This window comes from Paenibacillus sp. EB106-04-04-XG159 (assembly GCF_058791835.1).
On the sequence record NZ_JBYTDY010000034.1, the window covers coordinates 1 to 10,340 of the forward strand.

The 10,340-nt window shown below is 46.7% G+C and carries 10 protein-coding genes and 1 tRNA gene; all 11 read left to right on the forward strand.

Annotated elements, in window-relative coordinates; all coding sequences use genetic code 11:
* Window positions 1–718 precede the first annotated feature (718 nt).
* Window positions 719–2,182: an IMP dehydrogenase gene (gene guaB / locus AC3WTP_RS23100; RefSeq protein WP_492396973.1), complete on the forward strand. Its 1,464-nt coding sequence runs from the start codon at window positions 719–721 to the stop codon at window positions 2,180–2,182.
* A 109-nt stretch (window positions 2,183–2,291) separates the two neighbouring features.
* Window positions 2,292–3,710 carry a D-alanyl-D-alanine carboxypeptidase family protein gene (locus AC3WTP_RS23105; protein ID WP_492396974.1) on the forward strand — a complete coding sequence of 473 codons (1,419 nt, stop codon included), beginning with the start codon at window positions 2,292–2,294 and terminating at the stop codon, window positions 3,708–3,710.
* Between the two features lie 110 nt (window positions 3,711–3,820).
* Window positions 3,821–4,702, forward strand: coding sequence for a pyridoxal 5'-phosphate synthase lyase subunit PdxS (pdxS, locus tag AC3WTP_RS23110; RefSeq protein ID WP_492396975.1), 882 nt, complete (start codon window positions 3,821–3,823; stop codon window positions 4,700–4,702).
* 53 nt (window positions 4,703–4,755) lie between these two features.
* Window positions 4,756–5,349 carry a pyridoxal 5'-phosphate synthase glutaminase subunit PdxT gene (gene pdxT / locus AC3WTP_RS23115; protein ID WP_492396976.1) on the forward strand — a complete coding sequence of 198 codons (594 nt, stop codon included), beginning with the start codon at window positions 4,756–4,758 and terminating at the stop codon, window positions 5,347–5,349.
* Between the two features lie 155 nt (window positions 5,350–5,504).
* Window positions 5,505–6,788, forward strand: a complete 1,284-nt coding sequence (serS, locus tag AC3WTP_RS23120) for a serine--tRNA ligase (protein ID WP_492396977.1) — start codon at window positions 5,505–5,507, stop codon at window positions 6,786–6,788.
* 65 nt (window positions 6,789–6,853) lie between these two features.
* Window positions 6,854–6,942, forward strand: a tRNA-Ser gene (locus AC3WTP_RS23125).
* A 139-nt stretch (window positions 6,943–7,081) separates the two neighbouring features.
* Complete coding sequence (locus AC3WTP_RS23130; RefSeq protein WP_492396978.1) at window positions 7,082–7,441, forward strand: hypothetical protein; 360 nt, start codon at window positions 7,082–7,084, stop codon at window positions 7,439–7,441.
* 25 nt (window positions 7,442–7,466) lie between these two features.
* The gene (locus AC3WTP_RS23135; RefSeq protein WP_492396979.1) at window positions 7,467–7,631 is read left to right on the forward strand and encodes a hypothetical protein; all 165 of its coding nucleotides are present in this window, start codon (window positions 7,467–7,469) and stop codon (window positions 7,629–7,631) included.
* Between the two features lie 35 nt (window positions 7,632–7,666).
* On the forward strand, window positions 7,667–7,825 hold the full coding sequence (locus AC3WTP_RS23140; protein ID WP_492396980.1) for a small acid-soluble spore protein P: 159 nt from the start codon (window positions 7,667–7,669) through the stop codon (window positions 7,823–7,825).
* 206 nt (window positions 7,826–8,031) lie between these two features.
* Window positions 8,032–8,952, forward strand: a complete 921-nt coding sequence (locus tag AC3WTP_RS23145; RefSeq protein WP_492396981.1) for a YitT family protein — start codon at window positions 8,032–8,034, stop codon at window positions 8,950–8,952.
* Between the two features lie 187 nt (window positions 8,953–9,139).
* On the forward strand, window positions 9,140–10,192 hold the full coding sequence (locus AC3WTP_RS23150; RefSeq protein WP_492396982.1) for a DUF6612 family protein: 1,053 nt from the start codon (window positions 9,140–9,142) through the stop codon (window positions 10,190–10,192).
* The last annotated feature ends 148 nt before the right edge of the window (window positions 10,193–10,340 follow it).

Here is a 10,340-nt window from a genome sequence, read left to right on the forward strand (position 1 = left end):
GCTGTTGATCTCGAATCGACAGCGGGCTTTTTCTATGTGGCAGGTTAATGATGCGCAGGCTTTCATGAGGTCGAATCCACATAGGTGGATACCTGTATGTGCAATGCCTGCCCCTCACGGGCTAGATGCATTTTGTGCATCTAATTGCACGGATGACTGCCCTAAAACACAAACTAACTGCATTTTGTACATTCAGTTCAGCTAGAATCGGACAATGAGCCTTAAAGTAGCAGAAATAGATGTACATTATGCAGTTAGCACTCGGTCAACATATAGCAACTACATATTAGCTGCACGAAATGCAGTTAATTCAACAACAAGAACTCGGCATAAGAAGAAGGCTTGGTCAAACACGATAAAGGAGCTCCACGAGAACAGGACAGCATCGACCACAAAAAGCCCGCTATTGATCTCAACTCAACAGCGGGCTTTTTGCTGCAGCACAAACCGTATTGATAAGCCTGTTGGTGAGCATGATAAGCTTGATTATGGTTCGCACCATGTTAATAGATGCTTAATTTACCAATCATTCTGAAAAAAAACAACCCATATCTACATGTAACCGTTTACGACTGCCAGTGGGCGCCGCTCGTCCTTGACACCCCTATTGGGCTCTGCTAATATTGGCATAATATATAAACGACTATAGACATTAGACTAGCTTTGTACATCTTGGAAAGACATGTGCAAGCACAACAGCTAAGGGAGGAACACTCTGGTGTGGGAAAGTAAATTTGCTAAAGAAGGATTAACTTTTGACGATGTTCTGTTGGTACCTCGTAAATCGAGCGTACTCCCGATGGAAACCGATGTTTCCACGCGACTGAGCGACAAGGTCAAGTTGAACGTTCCATTTATCAGTGCGGGTATGGATACTGTAACAGAAGCGCCGCTTGCGATTGCGATCGCTCGTGAAGGCGGTGTCGGTATCATTCATAAGAACATGTCTGTAGAACAGCAGGCTGAGGAAGTTGACCGCGTTAAGCGCTCGGAGAGCGGAGTTATTACGAATCCATTCTCTTTATCACAAACGCATACGGTAGCTGAAGCTGATAAATTGATGGGCAAATTCCGCATTTCCGGTGTCCCGATTGTGGACGAGCATAACAAGCTTATCGGTATCTTGACTAACCGTGACCTTCGATTCGTACATGACTTCAGCATTCAGATTCAAGAAGTGATGACGAAGGAGAACCTCGTTACTGCACCGGTAGGTACGACGCTTCAACAAGCTGAAGTTATTCTTCAGAAACATAAGATCGAGAAGTTGCCGTTGGTTGATGATGACAACACGCTTAAAGGACTTATTACAATCAAAGATATTGAGAAAGCCATCCAATATCCAAAAGCAGCGAAAGACGCACAAGGACGCCTGTTAGTCGGTGCCGCTGTTGGTATCTCCAAGGATACAGCCGAACGCGTAGCTGCTCTTGTAGAAGCAGGAGTGGATCTTATCGTTGTCGATTCCGCACACGGACATCACATCAATATCATCAACGCAGTTCGCCAAATTCGCAGTAACTATCCTGAATTAACAATTATTGCAGGTAATGTAGCTACCGGCGAAGCAACTCGCGACTTGATCGAAGCAGGCGCTTCTATCGTTAAAGTCGGTATTGGACCAGGTTCCATCTGTACGACTCGCGTTATCGCAGGTATCGGTGTTCCACAGATTACTGCAGTATATGATTGTGCGACAGTTGCACGTAAATATGGCATACCTGTTATCGCCGACGGCGGTATCAAATACTCCGGCGACATTACGAAAGCTATTGCAGCAGGGGCAAGTGCAGTTATGCTTGGCAGCTTGTTTGCAGGTACAGAGGAAAGCCCAGGCGAATCCGAGATTTATCAAGGACGCCGATACAAAGTATATCGCGGCATGGGTTCCCTTGGCGCAATGAAGCAAGGCTCCAAGGACCGTTACTTCCAAGAGAGCAGCAATGAGAAGAAACTTGTTCCAGAAGGTATCGAAGGACGCGTTGCTTACAAAGGACCGCTTGCCGATACGATCCACCAATTGTTGGGTGGTTTAAAGGCTGGTATGGGCTATTGTGGAACGACTAATCTGTCTGAGCTACAAAACGATACAGGGTTTGTACGCATTACTGGCGCTGGTTTGCGTGAGAGTCATCCTCATGACGTGCAAATCACGAAGGAAGCTCCAAACTATTCACTGTAATACCATATTATTGTATAAAACGAGACAGGGTTTATACCCTGTCTTTTTTTTGTCTAGCAGGCTATGGTAGAATAGCTTCATATAGTTTTACTAGGGAGGAATTATAAGAGTGTTTACGAATCAAGAAACAACTTCAGTGAGGAAAAACAAACGATCATGGAAACGTGTAGTCGCGCTTGTGACCGCTTGTAATATATTGGCCTTTACACTGCTGCCATCAACAGGGGTGGTTCTGGCAGAGGCAGCAACTCAGCAAACTACGAAAACAGAAAAACCTGCAGCACAGCCTGCTACTACACAGACCCCAACTGCCTCACCGACTAAAGAGTCGCTAGGTCTTAATGGTAGTTCTTACATTTTAATGGAAGCATCGACAGGTCAGATGATTGTTGATATCAACTCCCATGTTCCTTTGCCGCCAGCAAGTATGACGAAGATGATGACGGAATATATTGTTATGGAAAAGGTAAAGAGCGGCGAGATCTCATGGGAAGATCAAGTTACAGCAGGCAAGAATGCGTCCTTGCAGCAAGGCTCACGTATCTACTTGGCGGAGAATGACAAGCATTCGGTTAAAGATCTATACATCGCGATGGCGATCGGTTCAGCGAATGACGCAGCCGTAGCGCTGGCTGAGTACGTAGCAGGCGGCTCCGAGCAGGAGTTCGTCAAGCTGATGAACGAGACAGCTAAACGATTAGGAATGGAAACGGCTCATTTTATTAATGCAACGGGACTTGATTCCAGAGATATGCCTGAAGAGTTCCGTCCAACAGGCGATCAGGAGACACAGATGTCAGCTCAAGACGTCGCTAAGCTAGTGCGCGCTATCGTTGTAGATCATCCGGAATTCAGTGAATTTACGACGATTCAGAAATATAAGTTCCGTGAACGCGACACGGCTTCGATTGAGAACTTGAACTGGATGCTCGAAGCGAACAAGGATGTCCCTAACTTCAAACGCTACGCTTATGATGGCGTGGACGGCATGAAGACGGGCTTCACGGATGAAGCAGGATACTGCTTCGCGGGTACGGCAGAACGCGATGGCATGCGTCTGATCTCCGTTGTTATGGGCACAGACTCCAAAGAGCAGCGCTTCTTGGATACTGCTAAGCTTCTGGATTATGGTTATACTAACTACGAAGTAAAGCAAGCGATCGCACCTAAGCAAACCGTTGTCGGCCATGAAACGGCTCCTATCGTTAAGGGTGTTTCTACTACAGTCCCAGTGGTAACAGAGAAGAACGTATCTTTCGTTGTGGATAAAGGATCGAACTTTGACGAGAGCAGCTTGACTTCAGAAGTGAAGCTCACACCTGAGGAAGAACTGGTCGCTCCGATCAAGAGCGGTCAGAAGGTTGGCGAGATTACTTACACGTATAAAGGCAAGAGCGGTGAACAGAAACAGACGGTCAATCTGGTCGCATCGGAAGATGTAGAGAAGGGCAGCTGGTGGAGACTATTCTTGCGTGGGATTAAGGAATTCTTTGTCGATTTGTTTTACTCGATCGGAGATTTGTTTTAATTCATAGAATTCCGACAAACACAGTTGCCTATACAAATTCATTCATGTACAATAAACGGGTGAACTTATAGAAGCCCTAGAAGGGCTTGATATGGCAGGAGGCTAATAGGATGGAAACAGGAACATCTCGAGTTAAACGTGGTATGGCTGAAATGCAAAAAGGCGGCGTCATTATGGACGTCATGAATGCGGAGCAAGCTAAGATTGCGGAGGCTGCTGGCGCAACTGCGGTAATGGCGCTGGAGCGTGTACCATCTGATATTCGTGCTGCTGGCGGCGTGGCTCGCATGGCAGATCCAACTATTATGGAAGAGGTCATGAAGGTTGTTTCTATCCCTGTAATGGCGAAGGCGCGCATCGGTCATTACGTGGAAGCAAAAATATTGGAGTCCATGGGCGTGGACTATATTGATGAATCCGAAGTATTAACTCCTGCTGATGAGGTTTACCACATCGACAAGAATGAGTTCACGGTTCCATTTGTATGCGGAGCGAAGGACTTGGGCGAAGCACTTCGCCGCATTGGCGAAGGCGCAGCTATGCTTCGTACCAAGGGTGAGCCGGGAACAGGCAACATCGTGGAAGCGGTTCGTCATATGCGTCTGATCAATGGTCAGATTCGCAAGGTGCAGAACCTGTCCAAGGATGAGCTGTATGCGGAAGCGAAGAACCTTGGCGTAGCTTACGATCTGCTGGCTCAGGTCCATGCAAGCGGCAAGCTGCCGGTTGTTAACTTCGCCGCTGGCGGTGTAGCGACACCTGCTGACGCTGCTCTGATGATGCATCTTGGCGCCGACGGCGTATTTGTCGGCTCGGGTATCTTCAAGTCCGACAGCCCAGAGAAATTTGCCCGTGCTATTGTGGAAGCTACAACACATTTTACAGACTACGAACTGATTGCTCGCGTATCGAAGAACCTAGGAACTCCAATGAAGGGCATCGAGATCTCCAAGCTGTCACCATCCGAACGGATGCAAGATCGCGGCTGGTAATCATATAGATTCGGTATCTATAGAAGTATAGATTAGGAAGAAGGGTTATCTGCATGAAGATCGGGGTACTGGCGCTGCAAGGTGCAGTTGCTGAACATATCCGGAGCCTGAATGCCGCAGGTTCGGAGGCTGTCGCGATCAAGTGGCCGCAAGAACTGGAAGGCGTAGAAGGTCTCATCATACCTGGCGGGGAAAGTACTACGATTGGCAAGCTGATGCGAAAGTATGGTTTTATAGAAGCCATTCAATCGTTCTCAAGACAAGGCAAGCCTATATTCGGCACTTGTGCCGGACTCATCGCGCTGGCTTCTCATATTAACGGCAGCGAAGGACCGGAAGAGCCGCATCTTGGCCTGATGGACATGAAGGTTAGACGCAATGCCTTCGGTCGTCAGCGCGAAAGCTTTGAGACGGATCTGAAAGTGTCAGGAATCGATCAACCCGTACGGGCGGTATTTATCCGAGCGCCGCTGATCGAAGCCGTTGGCGGGGCTGTAGACGTGCTCTGCGAGCACAATGAAGAGATCGTTACCGCACGTCAAGGGCATCTGTTGGCATGTTCGTTCCATCCTGAGTTAACGGATGATATGAGCCTGCATCAATACTTTGTAGAGATGGTTCGCGAGCACGAAGCAACGGTTCGTTAAATAGAATACAGCTGTTAACGGTTTTAATTGTATATGACATAACGCCTTGACCCTTTTTCCCATATGGGATAGGGTTAAGGTGTTTTTATTTGACACACACTTTATAATAGATTATTAGAGGAAAATAGCCTTTTCTATTTATAGGGGGGATACCCATGTTGGATATCAGAAATTTACGCAATGAGTTCGGACGTGTGGAACAAGCACTCAAGAACCGAGGGAAATCGCCGGAGATGATTGCCGCGTTCCCAGAACTGGATACGAAGCGTCGGGAAATGCTGCAAGAAACCGAGCAATTGAAGAGTCGACGCAATATGGTATCGCAAGAGGTAGCCAAGCTTAAGAAAGCAGGTCAGCCTGCTGACGATGTGATTGCTGAGATGCGTCAAGTTGGTGATCGCATTAAGGAGCTGGATGACGAGATCCGTTCCATTGAGGAGCAGATGGACGAGCTTCTGTTAGCGATTCCAAACGTTCCGCATGAGTCGGTGCCAGTGGGCTTGTCGGAGGACGAGAACGTCGAGACACGGCGCTGGGCAGAGCCGAGAGAATTCAGCTTCGAGCCGAAGGCGCATTGGGATCTAGCAGCAGATCTGGACATTGTGGACTTTGAAAAAGCAGCAAAAGTAACAGGTTCTCGCTTCGTGTTCTATAAGAAGGCGGGTGCGCGACTTGAGCGTGCGTTGATCAGCTTTATGCTGGATGTACATACGACTGAGCATGGTTATGAAGAGCTGATGCCGCCTTATATCGTGAATCGCGACAGCTTGTATGGCACAGGTCAGCTGCCGAAGTTCGAAGAGGATCTGTTCAGGCTGCAAGGCACGGACTATTACCTCATTCCTACGGCAGAGGTACCGGTAACGAACTATCACCGCGACGAGATCTTAACGGCGGAAGAAATGCCGCGTAATTACACCGCCTTCAGCGCGTGCTTCCGTTCCGAAGCTGGAGCGGCAGGCCGTGACACGCGCGGATTGATTCGTCAGCACCAATTCAATAAGGTGGAGATGGTGAAGCTGGTGAAGCCAGAGGATTCGTATGAGGCTCTAGAGAGCCTTACACGTCAAGCAGAGCGCATCTTGCAGCTGCTGAAGCTTCCATACCGCGTTATGACGCTCTGTACGGGCGATATAGGCTTTAGCTCCGCTAAGACGTATGACATCGAGGTATGGCTGCCAAGCGGCGGTACGTACCGCGAGATTTCCTCCTGCTCGAACTTTGAGGATTTCCAAGCTCGCCGCGCTAATATTCGCTTCCGCCGCGATACGAAGTCGAAGCCTGAATTCGTGCACACGTTGAACGGCTCGGGATTGGCGATAGGCCGTACAGTAGCAGCCATTATGGAGAACTATCAGCAGGAAGATGGATCGATTATTGTCCCAGAAGCACTGCGTCCATATATGGGTGGCCTAGAAGTTATTGCAAACACCAAATGAAATGCTTGATTACATGAAGTAAGCATGCTATAATCTTGATTGTCGGCTTCGGTCGACGATCATATGGAGAGGTACCGAAGTGGTCATAACGGGGCGGTCTTGAAAACCGTTAGGGTGCAAGCCCACATGGGTTCGAATCCCATCCTCTCCGCCATATTACGAATGAACAGCCATATCACTTAGTGATATGGCTTTTTTGATGTCTGCTTCGCCTTTTCTTTCTGCCCTCAACCTGCATAAAAGCGGCGCACCATCCGCACACTGTAATTGTGAACAGTGGAGGTGGTGATTTCATGTATAACCATAGTGAAGATACTCTTCAAGTCGATCAGCAAACGTTGGTTCAGGCCTGGCAGGAGACGCTCCCTGAGAAGTTGGAACCATGGGATAAGGCGACTGTTTTGACAGATGAAGCTGTCCCAGAAGGATTTCGCATTCATATCGATAATGCGGGGCGCCAGATGTACTCCTTTGATTTTGCGTGTGCTTATGTAGATTCTCGTGAGGTAAATGTACAACTGGTCGATGTTGAACGGGATGGTCAGACGGTAGATGAGCGCACCGAGGTCATTCAGGAAATGACACAGAACTATATTCGACATATTCATGAATGCGCACAGGCGCTGCAGAGCGTGACTCATAAGCAATCGTAGCGTCTCCGTATGAGGAGGAAGAAGCATGACTCAAGCTAATGGAAAAGATAAGAACTTATCGAACGTCGCAAAACAATTGGATGAACAGGCCGTAAATTCGCATCATGCTCAGCAGCTGCAGCAGGATCATAATGATCGACGTCATCAGGATGCGCTGAACCACGATCATCCGGCATCAGATTCGGTATAGAGCTGTATAGCGTGCAATGAAAAGGAGATGAGCAAATGGCAAAGTCTAAGGCGGTACCAGTTCCAGAATCTAAAGCGAATCAGGGACAACGGCATCATGCAGGCGATGATCAAGGAGCTCAGCAGGAACCACTGTCAGGTTCGAAGAAGGTTAAGAGCAGGAATCACGTGGATCATCATAATCCAGAAGGCTGAGTAATATAGTACACAATTTAGTGACGTGGTAAATCATGTGAATGCAGAAGACTTTCTTTCCAACCACAGCAACCACTTCAGCTGATCGGGAGGTATAAGAAGGTCTTCTATTTTTACATTTAAAGGATTTGGTACGTGCCATGGGCAGCGAAATCCGATATAATAGATAGAGATAGTGTAATAATAATATCCAGAGGGGGAATTTGATGACAGAACAAAAACAAACCGACATGAAAGCAGCAGAATCAGCAGTCCCAGCATTCGCTCCGCTCAAACACGGTAGATTGAGATGGACGAACATTATTAAGCGAGTATTTTTCATCTCAGCAGGCGCCATATTGATGGCAGTAGGACTTGAACTATTTCTCGTTCCGAACCAGATGACGGACGGAGGCATCGCAGGTATATCCATTATCCTGTCATATCTCACGGGATTGCCACTTGGAATATTTTTATTCTTGTTAAACTTGCCGTTTCTTGTCATTGGCTATAAGCAGATCGGAAAGACGTTTGCATTGTCTACGCTGCTAGGGATAACCGTTATGTCCATTGCTACAGCTTTATTGCATCCGGTTGACCCATTTGTTACGAATAGCTTCCTTGCCGTAGTGTACGGCGGGTTTATACTTGGTATAGGTGTTGGTATCACGGTCCGATTCGGTGGATCACTGGACGGTACGGAGATCGTCGCGATACTGTTTTCGAAGAAGTCTCCATTTTCTGTTGGTGAGTTTGTGATGTTCTTCAACTTATTTATTATGACGATCGCTGGATTCGTATTTGGCTTCGAAAAAGCAATGTTCTCACTTATTGCTTATTACATTGCCTATAAGGTGATCGATATTACGATCGAAGGTCTGAATGAATCCAAGTCTGTCTGGATCATCAGTGATAATTATAAAGATATTGGCGACGCGCTGCTTAGCCGATTAGGGCGCGGTGTGACATATATGAACGGTGAAGGCGGTTACTCAGGTGATGATCGCAAGGTTATTTTTACGGTCATTACTCGACTGGAAGAATCCAAATTGAAATCGATCGTGGAAGAGCATGATCCGCATGCCTTCTTGGCTATTGGCAATATTCATGATGTTAAAGGTGGACGTTTCAAGAATACGATTCATTAATTTTCTTAGGACATGCTAGTTTTCTGTAAAAAAAATCATAATTTCTTTTGCTTTCATAGGGCATGAGTCTCATATTTTCCTAAATCAGACAAATTTTATTACTTATTAGCTATTTCCAAATAAGAATAGATAAGGTAATATCAATTGGGTATGGGTAACAAAAAGGAATTTGATGGGGGAGAAAACTGTGAAGAAGAAATGGATGAAAGGCGCCCTGGCTATGATGCTTGCATCAGTACTTGTAGTCACGGGTTGCGGAGCTAAGCAAAGTTCGAAAGAAGCGGTAGAGAGTGCATTTAACAAATCTCTTGAGATGAAATCATATGCATTCACATCCTCAGTTACTGTGGATGATTTCCAACTGAGCGGTGAATCATTTGCTGGCGAAGATATCGGAGCTATGCTCTCGATGTTCAAGAATGCTAAGCTTGATATTTCAGGTGCAATTCAGCAAGAGCCTATGCAAGCAGATATGAAGCTAGGCGTTGAGATTCCTGGCGACATGGCTCTTAAGTTCGAACTGCCGATGATGATGGCTCAAGATAAGTTGTATGTTAAAGTACCGAATATCCCGATGCTGCCAATGCCGGCAGAAATGGTTGATAAATTCATTGAACTTGATATGAAGCAGCTTGCTGAAGAGAGCGGTCAAGATATCTCGTTTATGACGAATATGGAAACAACGCGTAAATTCAGCAGTGAATTCTTCTCTAGTGTGGTCAGCAAGTTCGATGAGAAGACATACTTCAAGGATATCGCTGTGAAAGATGCAGGTCTTCCTGAGGATGTGAAAGCAAAGCAGGTTGTTAAGTTCGCAGTTACGAAAGACAACTTCGATCAAGCGGCAACTACATTCGTGAAGGATGCGCTGCCAGCATTGCTGGATCTGATGTCGAAAGAGGAATACCGCAGCTACTTCCAGCTGGAGCAAGCTGACATCGATGCAGTTAAATCGGAGCTGGCAAATGCAGACAGCGATATTAAGCAAGGCTTGGATGAACTGAAGCAAACTTTGACGGTTAATGAATTGAGCATTACGACTGGTATTGATAAGGATGGATATCCGGTTTACCAGAAGTTCGTAATTGATATCGATGCTAAAGACGCTGGCGACAACATCAAGTTGAAGCTGAACTTTACGAATAAGATGTCCAACATTAACGGTGATCAGAAGTTTGGTGAAATCCCAACTGATGTTATGACAATGGATCAGCTCGTAGAAATGATGGGCGGATTATAATTGGCAACATGTGAACTGTATAATTGTGACTAAGATAAGAGGCTGCCTCCCTACGGAGGCAGCCTCTTGTGTTAGTGCGCCCAGCATGGGCGCTATCTATAGGGTTCAAGTCCCGAACAGCGAAGGCAGTAGTAGCTGTAGCTTAAGA

What these genes read in the sequence shown, in the direction of transcription:
- pdxS (WP_492396975.1), top strand. Translation starts at nt 3,821, where the DNA reads ATGGAAACAGGAACATCTCGAGTTAAACGTGGTATGGCTGAAATGCAA.
- serS (WP_492396977.1), top strand. Translation starts at nt 5,505, where the DNA reads ATGTTGGATATCAGAAATTTACGCAATGAGTTCGGACGTGTGGAACAA.
- AC3WTP_RS23135 (WP_492396979.1), top strand. Translation starts at nt 7,467, where the DNA reads ATGACTCAAGCTAATGGAAAAGATAAGAACTTATCGAACGTCGCAAAA.
- AC3WTP_RS23140 (WP_492396980.1), top strand. Translation starts at nt 7,667, where the DNA reads ATGGCAAAGTCTAAGGCGGTACCAGTTCCAGAATCTAAAGCGAATCAG.
- pdxT (WP_492396976.1), top strand. Translation starts at nt 4,756, where the DNA reads ATGAAGATCGGGGTACTGGCGCTGCAAGGTGCAGTTGCTGAACATATC.
- AC3WTP_RS23145 (WP_492396981.1), top strand. Translation starts at nt 8,032, where the DNA reads ATGACAGAACAAAAACAAACCGACATGAAAGCAGCAGAATCAGCAGTC.
- AC3WTP_RS23130 (WP_492396978.1), top strand. Translation starts at nt 7,082, where the DNA reads ATGTATAACCATAGTGAAGATACTCTTCAAGTCGATCAGCAAACGTTG.